This is a genomic window from Planomonospora sp. ID67723, from assembly GCF_015711605.1.
Lineage (GTDB): Bacteria > Actinomycetota > Actinomycetes > Streptosporangiales > Streptosporangiaceae > Planomonospora_A.
In genome coordinates this window covers 138528-160337 of sequence record NZ_JABTEZ010000002.1, presented here as the reverse complement: position 1 = coordinate 160337, position 21810 = coordinate 138528, and the positions used below count along the sequence as shown (strand labels likewise).

The following is a 21810-nucleotide window of genomic DNA, read 5'->3' as shown; positions in this document are numbered from 1 at the left end:
GCGGTGGGTGTGCGAGATGACACGGAGAGTGTCTGATCGGTGGCGCACGGCATCCATGCCGGACCGCGGGAGGCCGCTAGGGGCCCGAGGCGAAGCGCAGAAAGAGACCGCACCGGCCCGCGTGACGGACGCGGCCGGGTGCCCGCCCGTGGCACGGGCGGGACGGAGGCCGCCCGGTCAGGGCGGCCACGGGGACCTCAACGGCTTTCCAGCTCGTATCTGATCAGGTGCTTGTCCGCGGGGAGAACGGAGACGGCGACGCGCACGGGGGTGCCCTCCCCGTCGTATCCGACCCGGACGTAGACGACGACCGGTGTGCCCAGCTGGAGCTGGAGGCGCTCGGCCTCCGAACTGGTGGGCATCCTCGCCCAGATGTCGTCCACCACCCTGGTCTGGGGGTGGCCGAGCTCCTCCAGCACCCGGTTGGCCCCGCGCGCGATGTCTCCGGGGCGGGCGATCTCGGAGCCCGAGACGAGCGCGAGCGGGAAGTAGGAGTCGTTGGTGTTGTACGGCTGGCCGTCCACGAACCGCAGCCGGCGGCGGACCACGGCGAGTTCCTCGTCGGGCAGTTCCAGCCTGCTGGCGATCTCCTCGGGGGGGTGCACGATCGAGACCTCGATCTCCTGGCTCGGCTCGCGCCCCTCCCGGGAGACCGCCCACGCGAAGGCCTCGCGGGTCTCCCCCGGCTGCGGCTGGAGCTCGCGCTGCGGGTGGATGAGCAGCGGGCGGCGCTCCCGCACCACGGTCCCGCGGCGCGGGGTACGGGTGACCAGGCCCTCGTTGACCAGTTCGCCCAGGGCCAGCCGGACGGTGTTGCGGCTCACCTGGTGGGCAGTCATGAGCTCCGCCTCGGTCGGCAACTGGTCCCCTGGCCCGAGCACGCCGGAGTAGATGGTCCTCCTGAGCTCGGAGGCCACCAATTGGTACAGCGTTGACCGTGCCATTAAGTCCCCTTTATTCCAACAAAACTAGACGATCTGGTTCTAGTGGGGAACAGCCCCTTGACCCAGCCCTCCGAGAGCCGCATCATCCAATCGTTGGTACAAATCCACCGAAAGGTCGGCAGGGGGTGAATGCCGGTGCTGTCGGCCCGCGCGGGTACTCCGTACCTGCCCTGGCGCGATCCCTGCGAGGCGACGCGTTTACTGCGTTACGCGTTGCATCGCCTGGGATTCACCCACACCTACCAGAGCAATGGGAGCGGGATGTCCGTGCTTTCGGTGCTGACCGATCTGACCGTGTGGTGCAAGAACGGATCGTTCGTATGGCATGAGGACGGGCGCGAGGTCTCGCATCCGGCGGACGACCCGGTCGGAGCCGCACGGCTGATCGCCCTGCACTACCGGCGGCCGGCCTCCGAGAACGAGGCAGACGACGCGGAGGCCGCGGACTTCATCCCCACCGACTCCCTGCGCGAGTAGCCGGCCGGAGGACCCCATCCCTCGCCGGGGTCCTCTAGCCGCCGCGCGGGGGCGGAACGCGTCCTGGCGGGTCCCCCACGCCCGCCAGGGCGCGCTTTCGCGTCCTGTCCCGCGGCTCTGACGGCCCTTCTCTCCATCGCGGGCCCATGACCATGATGGGCGAGCAGGCGGCTGTCTCACCGGAGACGGGGGCGTTCGAAGGACCCGGCGGCCCGGCCCGCCGCGAACGCCGTACGGCTCCGGCTGATCGGCGGGTCGCCCCTGCTGGAGGCCGCCACCGCCGGGGGCGGCCTGTTCCCGGCCTCCTGCCCGGACGCGCCCGAGGACACGTGCGTCTGGGACTACCGCCCGGGTTCGCGGAAGGCCCGGCTGCGGACCGGCGAGCGGATCACCGTGCACGGCCGGCTGGGCCCGGGGCCGCGCGCTCAGCCCGCCGGACCCCAGTCGACCAGCGAGAGCGCCTCGTCCACTGCGGTGAAGGACCCCCGGACGAGCTGCCCGTCCTCGGGGGGCCCGTCTCCCCGCCAGTTGCCGTACACAACGCACTCGAGCGCCTCGGCCAGCCGCACTCTCACCACGACGTACGGCTCCCGCGCTCCCGGCAGGAAGGGCTGGTGGCTGACGATCCAGCTCTCGATCCGGCCGACGGGCTCGATCTGCCGCCAGCGCCAGCGGGGGGTCCGGCAGCGGTGGCAGTAGGCGCGGGCCGGGAAGCGGAGCGTGCCGCAGGTCTCGCACTCCTGGACCGCGAACTCGTGCCGGGCGGTCCGCTCCCACCACGGCGCCGAGTCCCGGTCGGTCACCGGGCGGATCGCCTCCGCGGACACCGGTTCACCCCTTCCTGAGGATCAGCGCCGAGGTGGCGGGCAGGATGTAGCCGGGCTGGGCGGTGGACAGGGCCACCTCGGCGCCGTCCACCTGCCGGTCGCCCGCGTCGCCCCGCAACTGCGAGACGGCCTCGGCGACGTGGTTGATCCCGTGCACGTACCCCTCCGAGAGGAACCCGCCGTGCGTGTTGACCGGGACCCCCTCGCCGGAGGCGGCGTACGGCCCGCCCTCGCCCTTGGCGCAGAAGCCGTAGTCCTCCAGCTGGACCACGACCGAGTAGGTGAAGCAGTCGTAGATCTCGGCCACGTCGATCTCGGCCGGTCCGACGCCCGCCTGCCGGTACAGGCGCGGGGCCATCTCCGCGGCGGCGGTCACCGTGACGTCGGGGTTGCCGCCGGACAGGAAGGAGTCGCCGCCTCCCCAGGCCGCCGCGGAGATCAGCACCGGCGTCCGGCGCAGGCCGGCGGCCCGCTCGGCGGTGGTGACGACCAGCGCGCAGGCGCCGTCGGTCTCCAGGCAGCAGTCGAGCAGCCGGAACGGTTCGGCGATCCAGCGGCCGGCGAGGTAGTCGTCCAGGGTGATCGGGGTGCGCATCAACGCCCGGGGGTTCTTCACCGCGCTGGCGCGCTGCCGTACGGCCAGCTGCCCGAAGTGCTCCTCTTTGGTGCCGTATTTGCTCATGTGGGCACGGGCGAACATCGCGTACTGCTGCGGCGGCGCGACGTATCCGTACGGCGCCTGGTACTGGACCTCCGGACTGACCGGCAGACCTCGTCCCGTCCCGCCCATCCGGAACTCCGAGCGCGCGTTGATCGCCCGGTAGCAGACGACCGTCTCGGCCACGCCCGCCGCGACCGCGAGCGCGGCCTGCCCGATCACGGCGTGCGAGACGCTGCCGCCGCCGAACTGGTCGAGGTGCCAGACCGGCTCGTGGATGCCGAGCGCGGGGCCGACCACCGAGGGGGCGGCCGAGTCGCCGACCCGATGGGTGGCCAGGCCGTCCACGTCGTCGGCGCTCAGGCCCGCGTCCTCCAGGGCGGCCATGATCGCCTCGCAGGCCAGGGTCAGCGTGCTCACCCCGGAGTTCCTGGAGAACCGCGTGTACCCGACGCCGGCGATGGCCGTACGGTCCCGGAATCCCGCCACACGCGCTCCTTCCGATTCCAAGCAAGCGCTTGGCCAGAGGCTAGGCCGCGCCGCTCGCGGGTGTCAACGGCGCTCCCGGCGGCCGGAGACCACGGACGGGCCCGTCCGGACGGCCTCGGCCCGGACGGGTGAGGGGCGGGCGGCAGGGGGCCGCCGGCGAGCGGCCGGGACTTTTTCCGGCGCCTCCCTACCATCCAAGCAAGCGCTTGGTAATATAGGTGGCGACGGCGGGCCTCCGCGCCTGCCGTCATCATCCCCTCGGGGGTCGATCGGGCGCGGTTGAGGAGGCGAGTCCGACCATGAGCACCCACGCGGCACGGCTGCTGCAGCAGGGCGGCCACCACCGCGCCCACCCGAACGGGCACGGGATCACCGCCAACGGAGCCGCCATGCGCAACGGCCTCTCCCAGGGCCCGTCCGACCACGACCACCCGTCCGTGGACGGCAGGCGGTTCCGGTCCGTGCTCGGCCATTTCGCCACCGGGGTCGTGGCCATCACCGCGATCGACCCCGATACCGGCGAGCCGTGCGGCCTGGCCGCCAACTCCTTCACCTCGGTCTCGCTCGACCCTCCGCTCGTGGCGTTCTGCGTGGCGCACACCAGCACCAGCTGGCCCCGCGTGCGCGCCGCCAAGACCTGCACGGTCAACGTGCTGGCCGAGCACCAGCAGCCGGTCTGCGCGGCGCTCGCGAGCAAGGGCGGCGACAAGTTCGCCGGGCTGGACTGGAGCGAGTCCCCCAGCGGCAACCCCGTGATCAGCGACGCGCTGGCATGGATCGACTGCTCGGTCGAGGCGGAGTACCCGGCCGGCGACCACGTCATCGTCGTCGCCCGCGTCCACCAGCTCGACACCCACGGCGACAGCGGCCCCCTGCTGTTCTTCCGCGGCGGCTACGGCCGCTTCCACCCGTGACGTCCTCCCCGCGGCCCGGAGCGCGGGCGCCCCACGCCGGAGGTGTCCGATGACGGACTTCCGCGACGAGGTCCGCGCCTGGCTCCAGGAGCACCTGAGCGGCGAGTTCGCCCATGCCCGCGGCCTGGGCGGGCCCGGCCGCGAGCACGAGGGGCACGAGGTCCGCCTGGCCTGGGAGCGGCTGCTCGGCGCGGCGGGCTGGACCTGCCTGGGCTGGCCCAAGGAGCACGGCGGGCGGGACGCCACCCTCGCCGAGCAGGTCGCCTTCCACGAGGAGTACGCCCGCGCCGACGCTCCGGCCAGGGTCGGGCACATCGGCGAGGGTCTCATCGGCCCCACCATCCTGGAGTTCGGCACCGAGGAACAGAAGCGCAGGTTCCTGCCGCCGATCCGCCGCGGCGAGGAGCTGTGGTGCCAGGGCTACTCCGAGCCCGAGGCCGGGTCCGATCTGGCCAACGTGCAGACCCGGGCGCGGCTGGAGGGGGACGAGTGGGTGATCACCGGCCAGAAGGTGTGGACCTCGCTGGCCCACGTCGCCGACTGGTGCTTCGTCCTGGCCCGCACCGAGCCGGGTTCACGGCGCCACAAGGGTCTGTCGTACCTGCTGGTCCCGATGGACCAGCCCGGCGTCGAGGTCCGCCCGATCGTCCAGCTCACCGGAACGAGCGAGTTCAACGAGGTCTTCTTCGACGGAGCCCGCAGCGCCGCCGGCAACATCCTGGGCGCGCCCGGCGAGGGCTGGCGGGTGGCGATGGCCACCCTCGGCTACGAACGCGGCGCCTCCACCCTCGGCCAGCAGATCGGGTTCCAGCGGGAGTTCGACCGCGTCGTGGCGGTCGCCAAGCGCACCGGCGCCGCCGAGGACCCGATCATCCGCGACCGGTTGGTCCGGTCGTGGCTGGAGTTGCGGATCATGCGCCTGAACGCGCTGCGCACGATGACCTCCCTGTCCGCCGGGGAACCCGGTCCCGAGGTCTCCATCGCCAAGCTCTACTGGTCGGAGTGGCACCGGCGGCTGGGCGAGCTGGCGCAGGCCGTACAGGGCAGGGCCGGGCTGGTCGCCGACGGCCCGCCGTACGACCTCAACGACCTGCAGCGGCTCTACCTGTTCAGCCGGGCCGACACCATCTACGCCGGCTCCAGCGAGATCCAGCGCAACATCATCGCCGAACGCACCCTCGGCCTCCCCAGGGGCTGAGCCCTTCCGAGGCGATCGGCGAGACCGGATCCGTGGCCGCCGGTGAAATGCGATCATGTGACAGAGCCTGGCGAGCAGGCGCCGTGACCACGGGAGACGCGCAATGACCGAGGTGTACACCGGGGCGAGCATGTCACTGGACGGCTACATCTCCGGGCCGGGCGAGACGGGGTTCGAGCACCTCTTCGCGTGGTACGGAAGCGGCGACACGGCCGTGCCGACCGCCAAGCCGGAGATGACGTTCCGCATGTCCGCGGCCAGCGCGGAGCATGTCCGCGGCGTCCTCGACAACACCGGGGCGCTGGTCGTCGGCCGCAAGCTGTTCGACTACACCGACGGCTGGGGCGGCACCCACCCGATGGACCGGCCCGTGGTCGTGGTCACCCACAGCGTGCCGGAGGGATGGCCCCGCGAGGACGCGCCCTTCACCTTCGTCACCGACGGCATCGAGAGCGCGATCGAGCAGGCCAAGGCCATCGCCGGAGACCGGACGGTCGGGGTCAACGGCGGCACCATCGCCCGGCAGTGCCTGGACGCGGGCCTGCTCGACGAGATCTGGGTCGACCTCGTCCCCGTCCTGCTCGGCGGCGGGACCCCCTTCTTCGAGCAGTTGGAGAACGCTCCGGTCGTCCTTGAGGGACCGGTCTCGGTCGTCGAGGGCACCGGCGTCACCCACCTCCGCTACCGCGTCCGCCGCCCGTGAATCTCCGTGGTCCGGGGAGGCGTGACTCCCCGGACCACGACCGCGCGGGGTGGCCACGGAGCTGATCTCCGACGAACGTCTCCGCCGGGGGCTGCGGGACCGGGCCGCAGGCGGTGTCGTCTCAGTCAGTGAGTACGGCTGGCCGATCTCCGGCGGTTTTTCTAGGTTTCCTCCATGAGCAACCGCCCGTTCGAGATCATCTGCGAGGTCGAGCCGCCGACCCGGCCCGACCTGAGGCACGTCCGGCACCAGATCGGCACGCTCGGCAAGGTCGCCGACGCCTTCCTGATCCCCGACAACCACATCGGCCGCGCCACGGTCTCCAGCGTCGCGGTCGCCCACGAGGTCGAGGCCATGGGCGGGCGGAGCATCGCCTGCCTCAACTCCCGCGACCGCAACCTGCTGGGATTCCGCCGCGACCTGCTCACCGCGGCCGCGTACGGGGTCGACCAGTTCCTGTTCGTCTACGGCGACAAGCCCACCGCGGGCGGCCGGACGAGCGAGCTGAACGTCCGCGCGATGATCGACGAGGTCCGCACCGCCTCGCAGGACCCCGCCTTCGCCGGCGTCCGGCCCTTCCGCGCCGGTACGGCGGCCGGGCTGCGCCCGCTGCCGGTGTGGAAGCGGGCGGCGGACTTCATGTTCGTCCAGGTCAGCTTCTCGCTGGAGGCTCTGCTGCGATGGCGGGAGGCCAACCCGGTGGACATGCCGGTCTACGCCGGGGTGATGGTCATCGCCAGCGAGAACCACGCCCGCCGCCTGGCCGACGCCATCCCGGACATCGACATCCCCGAGGAGCTGGTACGGCAGGTCGCCTCCGACCGGAACGCCGGGGTCGAGGCCGTCTGCGAGCAGGTGCTTCGGATCAGGGAGTCCGGGGCCTTCGACGGGGTCCATCTCGTCCCGGTGGCCCGCTACCGGGAGGTGGCGGCCCGGCTGGAGGACCTGCTCGCCTGATCGGCCCGCGTCCGGCGTGCCCGCGGACCACCGGCCCCGGGCCCGGCCCGCGCACCGGCCGGGGCGGGGAAATAGCGATCGCCGCTGATCGAACATCTGGTCGCGTGAGAAACCGATCATCAAAGTGGGGGCCATGACCGACCGCGCCGAGATCCGGGCCGGTGACCGGGACCGGGTGGCCGGATGCTCCGTGCCGCGGCCGGCGAGGGGCGCATCAGCGTCGACGAGCTGCACGAGCGGCTCGACCGGACGTACGCGGCGCGGACCGGTGGCGCCGGGCGGGAGAAGTGTCGGTCCCCCGTGGCAGGATGCGGCGAATGGCTGCCATACATCCTGTCGGGCATGAGAACACCATCGACCACGAGCACGCCGCCGGTCACGAGCACGGCGCGGCGCCCGCGACCCGGCCGTCCGGGTCCCGCCGCAGGGCGGGGACGGCGAGCGCCTCCCGTGGCTGAGCGCAAGCACGGCGTGCCCGCACCCGAGACCCGCAGCACGATCAGCGGTGAAGACTGGGACAGCGAGGATCTCGCCGACCGGTCCTACGAGCGGGTCGCCTTCCTCGACGTGGACATGACCGAGGCGACGAGCCGGGGCGCGGTCTTCACCGAGTGCACCTTCCGCAACGTCCGGTTCAACGCCTCCACGCACACCGAGAGCGCTTTCCTGAACTGCACCTTCACCCGCTGCACGTTCTTCGACGCGACCTTCACCGACTGCAAGCTCGTCGGGAGCATGTTCGACGGCTGCACCTTCGAGCTGCTGAAGGTCTCCGGCGGCGACTGGTCGTTCGCCGGCCTGCCCGGGGCCGGTCTGCGCAGCGCCTCCTTCAGTGATGTGCGGCTGCGCGAGGCCGACCTGACCGGGGCCCGGTGCGAGGGGGCCGTGCTCCAGCGCCTCGACCTGTCCGGCGCGTGGCTGCACAGCGCCGACCTGACCGGCTGCGACCTGCGCGGCAGCGACCTGTCCGCGGTCGACCCGCTCAACGTCACGCTGAAGAACGCGGTGATCGACCTCCCCCAGGCCGTCACGATCGCCACCGCGATGGGCCTGGTGGTGCGCTCCGAATAAGGGCCCGCACCGGCCCCCTCCGCCCGGACCGTCCGGACCGCTCGGGCGGCCGGATCCGAGCGCCGGGCCGCACGGCCTGGCAAGCGCACGGTCAGCGGCCGGTAAGCGCGCGGTCAACGCTCCCGGCGAGAGTCCGTGTCAGGCCCGCGAACGCGGACCTGACTGACGGAGACGACCGGGAGCCCGCATGAAGAACACCAACGTCCTCATCTCCGGCGCGAGCATCGCCGGGCCCGCGCTGGCGCACTGGCTGCGCAGGTACGGCTTCGCCGTCACGGTGGTCGAGCGGGCCCCGGCCCCGCGCGAGGGCGGCCAGGCGGTCGACTTCCGCGGCGCGGCGCACATGACCATGCTCCGGCGCATGGGCGTGCTGGAGGACATCCGCCGGCTGCGGACCACCCCGGGCCCGCTGACCGTGGTCGACGCGGCCGGCACGCCGGTGGCGAGCCTGCCGCCGGAGTTCACCGGCGGCGAGGTGGAGATCCTCCGCGGCGACCTGAGCCGCCTGCTGTACGAGCGGACCAGGGACGACGCCGAGTACGTCTTCGGCGACTCCATCGCCTCGATGGCCGAGACCCCGGCCGGGATGGACGTCGTCTTCGACAGCGGCGCCCGCCGGACCTTCGACCTGGTGATCGGGGCCGACGGACTGCACTCCAACGTGCGCAGGCTGGCATTCGGCCCCGAGGAGGAGTTCGTCCACCGGTCCGGCTACTACATCGCGATCTTCACCATGGACGGTGACCCCGGCACCGGTCCGGGCACGCTGCTCTACAACGAGCCGGGGAGGAGCGTGTCGGTGGGTGAGGTGCACGGCCGTACCGCCGCCGGGTTCGTCTTCACCACCCCGGAGCCGCTCGTCTACGACCACCGCGACGCCGCCCGGCAGAAGGAGCTCGTGGCCGCCGTCTGCGCGGGGATGGGCTGGCGGACCCCGCAGCTGCTGGAGGGCATGCGGGAGGCCGGCGACTTCTACTTCGACTCCATCAGCCTGGTCCGCATGGAGCGCTACACCTCCGGGCGCGTGGCGCTGCTCGGGGACGCCGGGTACGGCGCCACCTGCGGCGGCATGGGCGCCGGGATGGCGATGATCTCCTCCTACGTGCTGGCCGGGGAGCTGGCGGAGGCCGGCGGCGACCACCGGACGGCCTTCCCCCGCTACGAGGAGGCGATCCGCGGCTACGCCGCGGCGTGCCAGAAGGTCGCCGGGAACGTCGGCCCGTTCCTGGCGCCGCCCACCGAGAAGAAGATCCGGAGCCGGAACCGGGCCTACAGGATCCTGTCCTCCCGCATCCTGTCGGGCCTGCTCAACCGGATGACCACCAAGTCGGCGAACTCGATCACGCTCAAGGACTACGGGAGCGCGTGCAGCGCGAGCGGCTCGCTGCGCTGACCGGCGCCGGCGGCACCGGGCACGACCGGCCCGCGGCCCGCGCCGGATCCCCGGTCGCCGGCCGGAGGGCCGCCGATTCCCTCAATCCCTGATATGTCGTTAACGCGTTCCAAAATCAGCCTCCGGCGTCTGGCGGAACGGATATCCCCCGGTTTACGGTGCGCACCATGACCACCGACAGGCGCTCGGCCCACATCCTCGACGTTCTCGTCACCGAGTTCGGCGACTCCATGAAGCTCGACCCTCCGGCCTTCCGGCGCAAGTTCCGGAAGATGGCCGCCTCTCCCTTCGCCTTCTACCGGGGCAGCGCCAGCCTGTTCTACGCGGACATGACCGGTGCGTTCGCCGACGAGGCGTTCCTGGACGAGCAGACGCGCCGGGTGTGGATCCACGGCGACCTGCACGCTGAGAACTTCGGCACCTACATGAACGCCTCCGGCGTCCTGGTCTTCAACGTCAACGACTTCGACGAGGCCTACGTCGGCCCCTACGTCTGGGACCTCAAGCGGTTCGCGGCCAGCGTCGCGCTGATCGGCTACGCCAAGGCGCTGTCGGACGAGGTGATCTCGGGGCTGGTCGCCGAGTTCTCCCATGCCTACCTCGCCGAGCTGAACGGCATCGCGCACGGCGGCGACGACGCGATCGGCTCGCTGACCCTGAAGACCACCAGCGGCGTGCTGCACCAGGTGCTCCAGCGCGCCCGGCTCAACACCCGGGTGGCCCTGCTCGACCTGGAGACCACGGTCGAGAACTACGACCGGCGCTTCGCCGTCCTGGAAGGCCGCTACCCGGTCGACGAGGAGACGCGGCAGGCGGTCGAGGCGGCCTTCCAGGACTACCTGACCACGCTCCCCGCGGTCTCCGAGGTCGAGCACCGGATCAAGGACTTCGCGCTGCGCAAGGGCGTCGGCATCGGCTCGGCCGGGCTGCCCTCCTACAACCTCCTGCTGGAGGGGCACACCGAGGCTCTGGAGAACGACGTCATCCTCTACATGAAGCAGGCCCAGGTCCCGGCCGTGGCCCGGCACATCACCGACGAGAAGGTGCACGGCTACTTCAGGCACCAGGGCCACCGCACCGCCGAGTCCCAGCGCGCCCTGCAGGCCTACGCCGATCCGTGGCTGGGCTACACCACGCTGAACGGCGTCGGCCAGCTCGTCGCCGAGATCTCGCCGTACTCCGCCGACCTCGACTGGAGCGACGTCAACGAGCGCGAGGACCTCGCCTCCGTGATCCGGGACCTGGGCACGGCGGTGGCGCGCATGCACTCGGTGGCCGACGACGAGTCCAGCCACGACCTGGTCGACTTCTCCACCGAGGACGCGATCGTGACCGTGATCGGCGGCGACGAGAAGGGCTTCACGGGCATGCTCGTCGACTTCGCCCACGCCTACGGCGCCCAGGCCAGGACCGACCACCAGCTCTTCGTCGACCTGTTCCGCAACGGCCGCCTGCCCGGTCTCTGAGACAGGTCTCCAGGCCGGGCTCAGGCAGGGGTCCGGCTCCCCTCGGCGAAGTGGCAGGCGACCTGGGGCCCGGACGCGGCGGGCAGGATGCCCAGCGGCTGCGACCGGCAGCGCCCGTCGACTCCGGCCTCGGCCGCCTTCCCGGCGGCGAGGACCTGGCATCGGGGATGGAAGCGGCAGCCTCCGGGGACGCGGGTCGGGTCCGGCGGCTCGCCGCGCAGCACGACCGGCGCGGGCGAGTCGGGGAGCACCGAGAGCAGCGCCTGGGTGTAGGGGTGGGAGGGCGAACCCAGCACCTGCTCGACCGGGCCCGACTCGACGATCCTGCCGAGGTACATCACCGCGACGCGGTCGGCGATGTTCCAGGCGAGGCCGAGGTCGTGGGTGACCACCAGCGCGGACAGGCCCAGTTCCGCGCGCAGGCGCAGCAGCAGGGCGAGGATCTCGCCGCGCACGGAGGCGTCCAGGGAGGCGACGGGCTCGTCGGCGACCAGGACGCCGGGGTCCAGGGCCAGCGCCCCGGCGATGACCACGCGCTGCCGCTGCCCGCCGGACAGCTCGTGCGGGTACAGCGGGAAGAACCGCTCCGGGGGGCGGAGCCCGGCCCGCGACAGCGCCGAGGCGACCCGTTGCCGCTCGTCGCGCAGGCCGTGGATGCGCGGCCCCTCGGCGACCGCCTCGTAGACGGTGTGCCGGGGATTGAGGGACCCGGTCGGGTCCTGCGGAACCAGCTGGACCTCGCGGCGGTACGCCTTGAGCGCTCGGGTGGAGTAGGCCAGGGGCGTCCCGCCGTACCGGACGGTGCCCGAGGCGGGCCGCTCCAGGCCGAGCAGGGTGCGCGCCAGCGTGGTCTTGCCGCAGCCGGACTCGCCCACCAGCGCGACGATCTCGCCCTCGCCGACGGTGAGGTTGACTCCGTCGACGGCCCTGGCACGCCGCCCGCGCGAGGTGAACTCCACGTGCAGGTCTCTGGCTTCGAGCAGGGTCATGCGCTCTCCTTCGCCGGCCGCGCGGCCGGAGCCGCGTCCGCGCCGCCCGCCTCCGGGTCCGCTTCCGGCCCCGCCCCCGTGCCGGGCCGCGTCACCGGATCCGGTACGGCCTCCGGATCGGGCAGGACGTGCACGCACGCGGCGGTGTGCGGGGACGGGACGGTGTCCGGGGGCGGGGCGTCCCCGGGGGTACGGCCCGCGGGCCACAGCCCGACCTCCCGCCACGAGCACGACGGCAGCGCCACCGGGCAGCGGGGGTGGAAGGAGCAGCCGCCCGGCAGCCGCATGGGGTCGGGCGGATCTCCGCCCAGGCCCCGGGGCGCCAGGCGGGAGGCGAAGTCGCCGACGGTGGGGAACGCCTCGGCCAGCGCCCTGCCGTACGGGTGCCGGGCCCCGGCGAAGACCTCGCGCGAGGGCCCCGTCTCGACGACCCGCCCGGCGTACATCACCGCCAGCCGGTCGCAGGTCGCCGCCAGCACCGACAGGTCGTGCGAGATCATGATCAGGCCGATGCCCCGGTCGGCGATGAGCGAGCGGATCAGCGTGAGCACCTGGGCCTGGATCATCACGTCCAGGGCCGTCGTCGGCTCGTCGGCGATGATCAGGCGAGGTGAGCAGGCCAGCGCCATGGCGATCATCACACGCTGCCGCTGCCCACCGGAGAGCTCGTGCGGGTAACTCCGGGCCCGCCAGCCGGGCAGGCCGACCTGTTCCAGCAGCTCGGCCACCCGCGACCGGGCCTCGGCCGGGGTCGCCAGGCCGTGCACCAGCAGCGGCTCGGCGATCTGCGCACCGACCCTGCGCACCGGGTTCAGCGCGTGCTGGGCGCCCTGGAAGACCACCGAGGCGGAGGCCCACCGCACCGCGCGCAGCCTCCCCCAGGTCATCGTGAGCACGTCCTCGCCGTCCAGCAGGATCTCCCCGCCGACCCTGGCGGTCCTGGGCAGCAGCCGCAGCACCGCCATGGCCAGCGTCGACTTGCCCGAACCGGACTCCCCCGCGACGCCGAGGGCCTCGCCCTCGGCCAAGTCCAGCGAGATCCCGCGCACGGCGGGCACGTCGCCGGCGGTGCTCCGGTAGGTGACCGCCACGTCGCGCAGGTCCAGCAGCCTCCCCGGCCGTGTCCCCGCCTCCGCCGTCACCCGTGTCTCCGGCTGCCTCTCCGACGGCGTCACGCGGCCCCCCTCAGGCGTGGGTTGAGCACGGCCTCCAGCGCCCGGCCGCAGAGTGTGAACGCCAGGACCACCGCGACGATGCACAGGCCCGGCGGGAGCACGTACCACCACGCGCCGGAGGTGACCGCGCCCCAGTCGTAGGAGCCGCGCAGCATGCTGCCCCACGACGCCTGCCCCGAGTCGGCGCCGAGGAAGGCCAGGGTCGACTCGGTGACGATGGCGCTGGCCACCGTGAGCGTCGTGTTGGCCAGCACCAGCGGGGCCACGTTGGGCAGCACGTGCCGGGTCATGACGTGCCAGTGCCCGGCGCCCAGCACTCGGGAGCGCTCGACGTACGGCCGGGCCTCGACGGCCAGCGTCTGGGCCCGGATCAGCCGGGCCGTCGAGGCCCAGGAGGTCACCCCGATCGCCAGGACGATCGTGGAGGTGCCGCCACCGAGGATGGCCGCGAGCACCAGGGCCAGCACCAGCGAGGGCAGGACCAGGAACCAGTCCGTGACCCGCATCAGCACAGCCGAGGGCCAGCCCCGGAAGTGCCCGGCGGTGATCCCCACGACCGTGCCGATCACCATGCTGAGCAGCGCGGACAGGAACCCGATGAGCAGCGAGACCCGTGAGCCCCACATGATCATCAGCAGGATCGAGCGGCCCGACTCGTCGGTGCCGAGCGGGAACGCGAGGCTCGGCGGCGCCATCTTCGCCCCCGTCGCCCTCGTCACGTCCAGGCCGGACGGGTCGGTGACCAGGGGTGTGGCCAGGGACGCCAGGACGGCCGCGACCAGGATGGCGGCGCCGTACAGCCCGGCCCGCTGCGCTCGGTAGTCCCGCCAGAACCGGGCGATCCCCTCACGGCGGCGCGCCGTCGCCTCGCTCATGCCGCTTCCCCGCCCAGCGGCTCGGAATCCGCATCCGCGGACGCACCGTGCCCACTGATTCGCTCGCTCATGCGGACCTCACCCGGGGATCCAGGACGTGGTAGAGCACGTCGGCCAGTGTGTTCATGACGATCACCGCCACGCACAGGACCATGAACGTCCCCTGCATCACGGCGAAGTCCGGGCCCTTGATCGCCTCGTAGAACAGCAGGCCCAGCCCCGGCCAGGAGTAGACGGTCTCGGTGGTCACCGCGCCCTGGACCACCAGCCCGATGTGCAGGAAGACCAGCGTCACCGTGGGCAGCATGGCGTTGGGCACGGCGTGCCGGAGGCGCACCTCGGCGTCACGCAGGCCCTTGGCGCGGGCGGTGGTCACGTAGTCCTGGCCGATCTCGTCGAGCAGGGACGAGCGCATGACGACCAGGTACTGGGCGTAGACGACGGCGACGAGGGTGATGCACGGCAGCACCAGATGATGGGCGACGTGCAGCAGGTAGAGCGGGCCGCCGGGCGCGTCGACGTCCTCCATGCCGCGGGTGGGGAAGATTCCCGGGATCGGCCCCACCCCGGCGGCGAAGACCATCAGCAGCAGCAGGCCGAGCCAGAACGTCGGCACCGACCACAGGACGAGAGAGATCCCGGTGGAGAAGCGGTCCAGCCGCCCCCCGTGATTCCAGGCGGCCCGGGTGCCCTGCCACAGGCCGAGGGTGACGGCGACGGTCAGGCCGGTGCCGACCAGCAGCAGGGTCGGTCCGAGCCGCTCGCCGATGAGCTCGGCGACCGGGCGGCGGTACTCGTAGGAGGTGCCCAGGTCGCCCTGGAGTGCTTTGAGGACGAAGTCCAGGAACTGCTCCGGCAGCGGCCGGTCCAGCCCCATCTGGCGGCGGAGCAGGTCGAGCTGGTCCGGGGTGAGCGGCACGTCCCGGGTGTAGGCGATGGCGGGGTCGCCGGGGATCATCCGGAACAGGAAGAACGTCGCGACGACGACCATGCCGATGCTCAGCAGCGCGCCGCCGAGCTTGGCCAGAGCGTAGCGGAGCACGCCTCGCCAGGCCCCGGAGAGCGCCCCGTCCTTCCCCGTGTCCTTCCCCGGGGCCTCCCCGGGGCCCGGCGCCGGCCCGGCGGCGGGCCCGGTCTCGATGGGTACGGTCATGCGCCTTACCCGCGTCCGGTCCGGGCGGGTACGGCCATGCGGCCCGCCCGGTCCCTGCAGCGCGTCCGGTTCATGAGGGTCGTCCAGTCCATGCGGGTCTACTCCCGGTCGTCCGCGGCGGCACGGCGCCTCCGGGCCAGGAGATACCCGCCCGCGCCGAGAACCACTACCGCGGCCGCCGCGATTCCCACGATGAGACCGGTGGAGGAGCCGCCCCCGGCCGGCCCTCCGGACGGGGTCGCCACCGCCTGGAGCGAGTAGACGGGCCAGTAGCCGCTGCCGCCGTACAGGATGCCCTTGTCCTCCGGGACCGGGGTGATCGAGGTGATCCGGTCCTTTCGGTAGCCCTCCAAGTTGTTGGGGTAGTAGAGGGCGATGACCGGCGCGTCGGTGTAGAGCTTCTCCTGCATCCGCTTGATCAGCTCGGCACGCGCGGCCCGGTCGAGCTCGACCAGTTGCGCCTGGTAGAGCCGTTCGTACTCCTCGTTGCAGTAGAACGACTCGGTGCCGCCGCCCTCACCCGCCGCCGTCGGCCGCCGGCTGCACAGGTGGGTGGCGAAGACCTCCTCGGGATCGGGGTTGACCGACCAGCCGCTGATGGCGATGTCGTACAGCGCGGTGCTCCCGGTCTCCTCGGTGAACTTGTTGGAGTCGAGCTTGCGCGTGGTCAGCCGGATGCCGATGTCCTTGAGCCAGCCGGTGAGGAACTGGGCGAGCTTGTCCTCGACCGGGTCCTCGGTGTGGATGCTGAAGCGCATCTCCAGCCTGCGGCCCCCGTCCGGCATGGTGCGGACGCCGTCCGGGCCCGTCCTGTACCCGGCGTCGTCGAGGATCTTCTTCGCCCGCTCCGGGTCGAAGGTGACCCGCGTCCCGCCCTGGGCCTCCCAGAAGAACTCCTTGTACATGGGCGGGACGATCGAGCCGTCGGCGGGCACGGCCAGGCCGTTCTGCACCTGGTCCACCAGGGCCTTCTTGTCGATGGCGTGGTGGATGGCCCGGCGCACCCGGGGGTCCTTCAGCGCCGGGTGGCCGTCGCCGATCTCCTCGCCGTCCGCGGTGGCCGCGCCGGGGTTGAGCTGCAGGTAGGAAGCCCGCCGGCCCTGGGTGTTCCACTGCACGATGTTCGGGTCGCCGGCCAGTGCCGTGAAGTGCGGCCCGGACAGCCGGCCGATCCAGTCGATGTCGCCCTTCTTCAGCCCGACGTTGGCCGCCTCGGGGTTCTCGTAGAAGATGACGTGCAGCTCGTCGATCTTGGGGGCGCCGCGCCAGTAGTCCGGGTTGGCCTTCAGCTTCACGTAGGCGTTCTTCTTGTGCTCGATCGCGATGTACGGCCCGTTGCCGACGGCCGGATACTGCTCGGCCTCGAAGGCGGCGATGTCGGGGACCTTCTCCCAGACGTGCCTGGGCATGATCGGGATCGGCAGTTCCAGCATCGACGCCTGGGGCTTCCTGGTCGTGATGACCAGCGTGCGGTCGTCCCTCGCGGTCACGGAGGCGAAGTTCTCCACCGCCGGGCCGTTGGCCGTCTTGGCCCCCTCATCGGTCATGATCTTGTTGAGGGTCCAGGCGGCGTCGTGCGCGGTCACCGGGGCGCCGTCGGACCACTTCGTGTCCCGGATCTTGAAGGTCCACGTCAGCTTGTCGGCCGAGGTCTCCCAGGACTCCGCCAGGTCCGGGCTCGGCGCGAGGGTCTTGGAGTCGGGAGTCGTCAGGTAGGCGTACATCCACCGGTGGACCGAGGTCGAGACCACCCGGACCGCCAGGAAGGGATTCATCGAGTCGATGGCCTGGATCGCTCCCAGCCGGACGATCCTCTTGCCCTCGGCGGGTTCCCGCACGGCCTGCGCCTGCGCGGCGGTCGCGGGGAGAGCCGCGAGCGACAGCGCCAGGCCCAGCGCCGCCAGCCGCGCACCCAATCTGGTCATGGCGGTCCTCACCTTCCAGCCGGCTAATCGTTGTAGTCGAAGTCACACCGTGTCGGGACCACGTGTCAACGAGTCATGGAAGATTGTTTCACTCTTGTTTCTTTTACCGGCATTATTTTTCACTCCCTTCGCACGTGAAACCGACCAGTCGGTATGGACGCCGGGACGGTCGTACGGCATGCTTACCGGACATGAGTCTGTTCTCCGTGGAAGGTAAGACCGTCGTGGTCACGGGCGGTTCCCGAGGGATCGGCCGGATGATCGCGGCGGGGTTCGCCGAGGCCGGAGCCACGGTCTACATCTCCTCGCGCAAGGCCGCCGAGGTCGAGAAGACCGCCGCCGAACTGGGCTGCACCGCCGTACCGGCCGACCTGTCCACCGCCGACGGCGTCGCCGCGCTCGTGGAGGCGGTCTCCGCCCGCGAGGACCGGCTGGACGTGCTGGTCAACAACGCCGGGGCGACCTGGGGCGCACCCCTGGAGGAGTACCCCGAGCACGCCTTCGACAAGCTCTGGGGCGTCAACGTCAAGGGCGTGTTCTACCTGACCCAGCGCTTCCTGCCGCTGCTGCGCGCCGCCGCCTCCGCCGAGTCCCCGGCCCGGGTGATCAACATCGGCTCCGTCGACGGCATCCGGGTGCCCGCGCTGGAGACCTACGCCTACTCCACCACCAAGGCGGCCGTGCACATGCTCACCCGCCAGCTGGCCCACCGGCTCGCGGCCGAGTCGATCACGGTCAACGCGATCGCGCCCGGCCCGTTCGACTCCAAGATGATGGCCTTCGCCCTCGACGACCCGGGCACCCGCGACGCGATCGCCGCGAGCGTGCCGCTGGGCCGGATCGGCAGCCCCGAGGACATGGCCGGAACCGCGATCTACCTCGCCTCGCGGGCGGGCGCCTACCTCACCGGCGCCGTGATCCCGGTGGACGGCGGCATCACCACCCACGGATAGCCTCCCCCGCCCGGGGTCGCGCCCCCGAGGGGTCTCCGGCCACGGGCGAGCCCGGTTCCGCCCGCCCTCAACACAACCGCAAACTTCACATCTTGCCGCTGACGATCACGGGTGACACCGTGATCGCCATGGCGAACCGCTTCAAAGTGATCGCGACGGCCGTCCTGGCCGTCGCCGTCACCTTCCCCGCCGGGGCCGCCCACGCGGATCCCCCTGCCGCATCCCCCACCCCCGCTCCCACCCCCTGCGACGCCACCCAGACGACCCCCTCACACATCGGCGGCGTGCCCACGCCCCGCAGCGTGCTCGGCTTCGACCTCGGCGAGCGCGAGGTCACCACCGCCGAGTCCGACACCCTGCTGGCCGCGATCGACGCCGCCAGCGACCGGGTCGTCTCCGGCAGCCTGGCCACCAGCGCACAGGGCCGCGCGCTGAAGTACGCGATCGTCGGCACTCCCCGCAACATCCGGAACCTGCCCGCGATCGAAGCCGCGATCAAGCTGCTGCGCAACCCGCTGACCCCCGAACCCGCCGCCCGGGCCGTCGCCCGGACGACGCCCGCGATCCTCTGGGTCGCCGGGAACGTCCACGGCGGCGAGGAGAGCGGCACCGACGCCGCGCTGAAGACCCTGCACGACCTCGCGGGACGCGACGACTGCGCGGCCCGGCGCATCCTGGACAACGCCGTCGTCGTCATCCTGCCGACGCAGAACCCCGACGGCCGCGAGGCCGACACCCGGCGCAACGCCTACGCCTTCGACATGAACCGCGACTGGTTCGCCCGGACCCAGCCGGAGACCGACGGCAAGATCGAGCTGCTCCGGAAGTATCCGCCGCAACTGTTCGTCGACGCCCACGAGATGGGCGGCACGGAGTACTTCTTCCCGCCGAACGCCGACCCGTTCTACCACGACATCGCCGAGCCCGCGATCGGCTGGATCAACGACGTCTACGGCGCCTCGATGATCGGCGAGTTCACCCGGCGCGGGATCCCCTTCTTCAACCGCGACGTCTACGACATGTTCTACATGGGCTACGGCGACACGGTCCCGACGACCGGCTTCAACGCCGCCGGCATGACCTTCGAGAAGGGCAACGCCTCCCCGATCGCCGCCCGGACCTTCGAGCAGTGGCTCACCCAGTGGGTCTCGCTCTCGGCCGCCGCCGACCGCAAGACGGAGATCCTCACCGCCTGGGCCGGGATGCACCGGGACGCCTTCCGGCAGGGCCTGGCGGGCGAGCTGGAACCGAACAAGGTCTACAACCCCGGCAACGAGGTCATCACCCAGGTCCCGGACCGGAAGGTCCGCCACTACTTCCTGCGCGCCGACGACCCGGCCAAGAAGGCCGAGACCGACCTGATCGTCCGCCGCCTGCAGCGCATGGACGTGCAGGTGTTCAGGCTCGCCCGGCCGCTGACCGTCAGGGACTTCAAGGCGTACGGCAGGCCCGAGGCCAGGACCGTCCTGCCCGAGGGCACCTACTGGATCCCCATGGCCCAGGGGCAGAAGCACTGGATCCAGGCCATGCTCCACGAGGACGCCTACACGCCGTTCCCCTACTTCTACGACGTGACCGCCTGGAGCCTGCCGCTGCTGGCCAACGTCTCCGGCGGCTCCTCCGGAGCCGTGCTGCTCCCGGCCGCGACCCCGGTCAGACCCGTCGCAGCGCCTTCCGGCCGGGTCACCACCTCCCGCAGGATCGGCGTCCTGCAGATGGCGGGCCCGTCCCAGGCCGCCAACGAGTCCACCGGCTGGCTCCGCCACCGGCTCGACCGCGAGTGGAAGCTCCCGTACGAGGTGCTCGTCCCCGCCGACGTCGCCGCGGGCAAACTGACCGGGCTGGACGTGCTGCTGGTCCCCGACGGCCCGTCCGCCGCGGCCGACACCGCCCTCGGCGACGCGGGCCGTGCGGCGCTGCGGGACTGGGTCGCCGCGGGCGGCCGGTACGTCGGCTGGGCGGGCGGCACCCGGCTCGCCGTGCTGGCGGGTGTCTCCGGCGTCACCCTGGCCGAGCCGACCTCCGACGTGCCCGGCTCGCTGCTGCGGGCGACCGTCTCGCAGGGGCCGCTGAGCACGGGCGTGGGGCCGAGCGTGATGTCCTTCTACGCCTACGACCTGGTGATGCGGGCCGCCGACCCGTCCCACGCGGTGGTCTCCTACCCGGCCGCGGACTCGCCGCAGTGGTTCCTGTCCGGCTTCGCGCGGGGCGCCGAGGAGCTCGGCGGCACGGCAGCGGTGGTGGCCGAGCCGGTCGGCGCGGGCCACGCGGTGCTGTTCGCCGCCGACCCGAACTTCCGCGCCTTCACCGACGGCACCGCCAAACTCGTCGCCAACGCCGTCACCGCCGACCTGCCCTCCGCCCGGCTCAAGGCGCAAACCCCCGCGCCGGAGGCCGCCCGCGCCGCGGCGGCCGTACCCGACCGGGAGTCCCCGATCCGGATCACGGTCCCCCCGGCCCAGAAGGCCGCTCTGGCCGGGGTCCTGACCGGCTTCGGCGCCGCCTGGACCGAACAGCCCGCCCCCGGCGGCGCGGTCCGCCTCGTCGTCGCCAACCCCGGCGGCCTGAGCCTGGACGAGCACCCGTGGGCGGCGAAACTGCCCGGGGCCCTGCGCGCGGCGGGCGTCACCCCGCTCGCGGTGGCCCTGCCCCGCTGAGCCCCGCCGATCCATCCGGTACGGCGTGCGTCCTCACCCTGCAGACGCACGCCGTACTTCTGACCGGGCCGGCGCTCCGACGGCGAACGGGGATCGGTTCCCCTCATCGGCACCGTCCCATTCGTGGAGGGCGAAAAGCTGTCCGGCGGCGACGGCCCGTACGGCCGCCGCGGGATAGCCGATCGTGTCGGGAGGAAGGTCGTCCAGCGGGAACCAGGCGATCTCGGAGCACTTGTCCGGCTCGGCGTTGCACGGCTCGCCCTCCCATCCGCCGGCCAGGAAGAACAGCCCTACGCGGTCGGGGGCGCGGTGCATGACGTGGGCGAAGGACAGGTCCTCGGGGGCGATGGTCACGCCGGTCTCCTCGCGGGCTTCGCGCACGGCCGCGTGCACGGCCGACTCCCCCGCCTCCAGGTGGCCGGAGGGCAGGTGCCAGCGGCCGTCGCCGTAGCCGGTGTTCGCCCTGCGCATCAGCAGCAGCTCGCCGTCGCGGACCAGGAGGACGTGGACATCCACGATCGCCCTGAACCGCTCTGCCCGGCCCGGCCGGGAGGTACGCCGGTCGAGGGCCTGGACCCACTTGGCGGCGACCGCGGCGACCTGGACCAGCTCGGTCCGGAGCGCCTCGGGGTCGTCCTCGGCGAACGCCTCCAGCACCTCCTCGATGAGGATGTGCCGCCAGCTCAGCGTCCCGTCCGCGAACGCCGCCGAGGTCTCGTCCTTGGCCCGCTCCGCGGCGGCCGCGCCCTCCGGGCCGGTGCCGTCGGGGATGTCCTGGATCCCCCACCTCGCGTCCTGTGCGGCCCGCTCCGCCCCGATGTCGGCGAGTACCCGGGCCAGCGAGCCCGGCACGCCGAAGTCTCCGTCCGCCGCCGGGCTTGCCGGGGCCTGTTCCGCTCTGTCCACGCCGAGGCACGCTACCGGATCCGCGGGCTTCCGGAAGGGCGGCCGGCACCGGACTCGTGGTCCGGCGCCGGCCGCCCCGG

Annotated in this window: 20 protein-coding genes and 1 pseudogene; 12 read left to right on the top strand and 9 right to left on the bottom strand. The window is 72.2% G+C overall.

What is annotated here, in order from left to right:
* Positions 1-197: 197 nt before the first annotated feature.
* Positions 198-944, bottom strand: coding sequence for a GntR family transcriptional regulator (locus HS041_RS13420; protein ID WP_196441017.1), 747 nt, complete (start codon positions 942-944; stop codon positions 198-200).
* A gap of 261 nt (positions 945-1205) precedes the next feature.
* Here HS041_RS13420 and HS041_RS13415 point away from each other — a divergent pair, with 261 nt between their 5' ends.
* The gene (locus HS041_RS13415) at positions 1206-1421 is read left to right on the top strand and encodes a hypothetical protein (RefSeq protein ID WP_196441016.1); all 216 of its coding nucleotides are present in this window, start codon (positions 1206-1208) and stop codon (positions 1419-1421) included.
* Positions 1422-1846: 425 nt separating this feature from the next.
* Here the strand turns inward: HS041_RS13415 and HS041_RS39265 are convergent, their stop codons facing one another.
* Positions 1847-2248: a Zn-ribbon domain-containing OB-fold protein gene (locus HS041_RS39265; RefSeq protein WP_307845274.1), complete on the bottom strand. Its 402-nt coding sequence runs from the start codon at positions 2246-2248 to the stop codon at positions 1847-1849.
* Positions 2249-2252: 4 nt separating this feature from the next.
* Complete coding sequence (locus tag HS041_RS13405; protein ID WP_196441015.1) at positions 2253-3395, bottom strand: thiolase C-terminal domain-containing protein; 1143 nt, start codon at positions 3393-3395, stop codon at positions 2253-2255.
* A 299-nt stretch (positions 3396-3694) separates the two neighbouring features.
* Here HS041_RS13405 and HS041_RS13400 point away from each other — a divergent pair, with 299 nt between their 5' ends.
* The 9 genes and pseudogenes from HS041_RS13400 (at position 3695) to HS041_RS13365 (ending at position 11097) form a co-directional block, all read left to right on the top strand.
* A complete protein-coding gene (locus HS041_RS13400; RefSeq protein ID WP_196441014.1) occupies positions 3695-4309 on the top strand; it encodes a flavin reductase family protein in 615 nt (204 codons plus the stop codon).
* A 49-nt stretch (positions 4310-4358) separates the two neighbouring features.
* Positions 4359-5507 carry an acyl-CoA dehydrogenase family protein gene (locus HS041_RS13395; protein WP_196441013.1) on the top strand — a complete coding sequence of 383 codons (1149 nt, stop codon included), beginning with the start codon at positions 4359-4361 and terminating at the stop codon, positions 5505-5507.
* Between the two features lie 103 nt (positions 5508-5610).
* Positions 5611-6210 (top strand): dihydrofolate reductase family protein, encoded by a 600-nt coding sequence (locus HS041_RS13390; RefSeq protein WP_196441012.1) that lies wholly within the window; start codon positions 5611-5613, stop codon positions 6208-6210.
* A gap of 174 nt (positions 6211-6384) precedes the next feature.
* Entirely contained in the window at positions 6385-7167 is a 783-nt protein-coding gene (locus tag HS041_RS13385) for a methylenetetrahydrofolate reductase (RefSeq protein ID WP_196441011.1), read from the top strand.
* Positions 7168-7350: 183 nt separating this feature from the next.
* Positions 7351-7428 (top strand): annotated as a pseudogene (locus tag HS041_RS40430) (DUF1707 domain-containing protein); the annotation flags it as partial.
* A gap of 56 nt (positions 7429-7484) precedes the next feature.
* Positions 7485-7625, top strand: a complete 141-nt coding sequence (locus HS041_RS38245; protein ID WP_230879546.1) for a hypothetical protein — start codon at positions 7485-7487, stop codon at positions 7623-7625.
* On the top strand, positions 7618-8238 hold the full coding sequence (locus HS041_RS13375; RefSeq protein WP_307845402.1) for a pentapeptide repeat-containing protein: 621 nt from the start codon (positions 7618-7620) through the stop codon (positions 8236-8238). Before HS041_RS38245 ends, HS041_RS13375 begins: the two co-directional genes overlap by 8 nt.
* 187 nt (positions 8239-8425) lie before the next feature.
* A complete protein-coding gene (locus HS041_RS13370) occupies positions 8426-9631 on the top strand; it encodes an FAD-dependent monooxygenase (RefSeq protein WP_196441010.1) in 1206 nt (401 codons plus the stop codon).
* A gap of 167 nt (positions 9632-9798) precedes the next feature.
* Positions 9799-11097 carry a DUF2252 domain-containing protein gene (locus tag HS041_RS13365; RefSeq protein ID WP_196441009.1) on the top strand — a complete coding sequence of 433 codons (1299 nt, stop codon included), beginning with the start codon at positions 9799-9801 and terminating at the stop codon, positions 11095-11097.
* A 20-nt stretch (positions 11098-11117) separates the two neighbouring features.
* Here the strand turns inward: HS041_RS13365 and HS041_RS13360 are convergent, their stop codons facing one another.
* The 5 genes from HS041_RS13360 to HS041_RS13340 form a co-directional block, all read right to left on the bottom strand.
* Complete coding sequence (locus tag HS041_RS13360) at positions 11118-12086, bottom strand: ABC transporter ATP-binding protein (protein ID WP_196441008.1); 969 nt, start codon at positions 12084-12086, stop codon at positions 11118-11120.
* On the bottom strand, positions 12083-13195 hold the full coding sequence (locus HS041_RS13355; RefSeq protein WP_196442470.1) for an ABC transporter ATP-binding protein: 1113 nt from the start codon (positions 13193-13195) through the stop codon (positions 12083-12085). The genes HS041_RS13360 and HS041_RS13355 overlap by 4 nt, the downstream gene beginning before the upstream one ends.
* Positions 13196-13257: 62 nt before the next feature.
* The gene (locus tag HS041_RS13350; RefSeq protein ID WP_196441007.1) at positions 13258-14136 is read right to left on the bottom strand and encodes an ABC transporter permease; all 879 of its coding nucleotides are present in this window, start codon (positions 14134-14136) and stop codon (positions 13258-13260) included.
* Between the two features lie 67 nt (positions 14137-14203).
* Positions 14204-15289 carry an ABC transporter permease gene (locus HS041_RS13345; protein WP_196441006.1) on the bottom strand — a complete coding sequence of 362 codons (1086 nt, stop codon included), beginning with the start codon at positions 15287-15289 and terminating at the stop codon, positions 14204-14206.
* Positions 15290-15387: 98 nt separating this feature from the next.
* Positions 15388-17214, bottom strand: a complete 1827-nt coding sequence (locus HS041_RS13340) for an ABC transporter substrate-binding protein (protein WP_196441005.1) — start codon at positions 17212-17214, stop codon at positions 15388-15390.
* A 191-nt stretch (positions 17215-17405) separates the two neighbouring features.
* Here HS041_RS13340 and HS041_RS13335 point away from each other — a divergent pair, with 191 nt between their 5' ends.
* Both HS041_RS13335 and HS041_RS13330 read left to right on the top strand, forming a co-directional pair.
* On the top strand, positions 17406-18167 hold the full coding sequence (locus tag HS041_RS13335; RefSeq protein WP_196441004.1) for an SDR family oxidoreductase: 762 nt from the start codon (positions 17406-17408) through the stop codon (positions 18165-18167).
* A 92-nt stretch (positions 18168-18259) separates the two neighbouring features.
* On the top strand, positions 18260-20824 hold the full coding sequence (locus HS041_RS13330; RefSeq protein WP_196441003.1) for a M14 family zinc carboxypeptidase: 2565 nt from the start codon (positions 18260-18262) through the stop codon (positions 20822-20824).
* Positions 20825-20857: 33 nt separating this feature from the next.
* Here the strand turns inward: HS041_RS13330 and HS041_RS40005 are convergent, their stop codons facing one another.
* The gene (locus tag HS041_RS40005; protein ID WP_307845273.1) at positions 20858-21730 is read right to left on the bottom strand and encodes an NUDIX hydrolase; all 873 of its coding nucleotides are present in this window, start codon (positions 21728-21730) and stop codon (positions 20858-20860) included.
* Positions 21731-21810 lie beyond the last annotated feature (80 nt).

Coding starts and splice junctions, on each gene's coding strand:
- HS041_RS13345 (WP_196441006.1), bottom strand. CDS start 15,289: ATGACCGTACCCATCGAGACCGGGCCCGCCGCCGGGCCGGCGCCGGGC.
- HS041_RS13360 (WP_196441008.1), bottom strand. CDS start 12,086: ATGACCCTGCTCGAAGCCAGAGACCTGCACGTGGAGTTCACCTCGCGC.
- HS041_RS13415 (WP_196441016.1), top strand. CDS start 1,206: ATGTCCGTGCTTTCGGTGCTGACCGATCTGACCGTGTGGTGCAAGAAC.
- HS041_RS13420 (WP_196441017.1), bottom strand. CDS start 944: ATGGCACGGTCAACGCTGTACCAATTGGTGGCCTCCGAGCTCAGGAGG.
- HS041_RS13390 (WP_196441012.1), top strand. CDS start 5,611: ATGACCGAGGTGTACACCGGGGCGAGCATGTCACTGGACGGCTACATC.
- HS041_RS13395 (WP_196441013.1), top strand. CDS start 4,359: ATGACGGACTTCCGCGACGAGGTCCGCGCCTGGCTCCAGGAGCACCTG.
- HS041_RS13350 (WP_196441007.1), bottom strand. CDS start 14,136: ATGAGCGAGGCGACGGCGCGCCGCCGTGAGGGGATCGCCCGGTTCTGG.
- HS041_RS13335 (WP_196441004.1), top strand. CDS start 17,406: ATGAGTCTGTTCTCCGTGGAAGGTAAGACCGTCGTGGTCACGGGCGGT.
- HS041_RS13385 (WP_196441011.1), top strand. CDS start 6,385: ATGAGCAACCGCCCGTTCGAGATCATCTGCGAGGTCGAGCCGCCGACC.
- HS041_RS13370 (WP_196441010.1), top strand. CDS start 8,426: ATGAAGAACACCAACGTCCTCATCTCCGGCGCGAGCATCGCCGGGCCC.
- HS041_RS13365 (WP_196441009.1), top strand. CDS start 9,799: ATGACCACCGACAGGCGCTCGGCCCACATCCTCGACGTTCTCGTCACC.
- HS041_RS13340 (WP_196441005.1), bottom strand. CDS start 17,214: ATGACCAGATTGGGTGCGCGGCTGGCGGCGCTGGGCCTGGCGCTGTCG.
- HS041_RS13400 (WP_196441014.1), top strand. CDS start 3,695: ATGAGCACCCACGCGGCACGGCTGCTGCAGCAGGGCGGCCACCACCGC.
- HS041_RS38245 (WP_230879546.1), top strand. CDS start 7,485: ATGGCTGCCATACATCCTGTCGGGCATGAGAACACCATCGACCACGAG.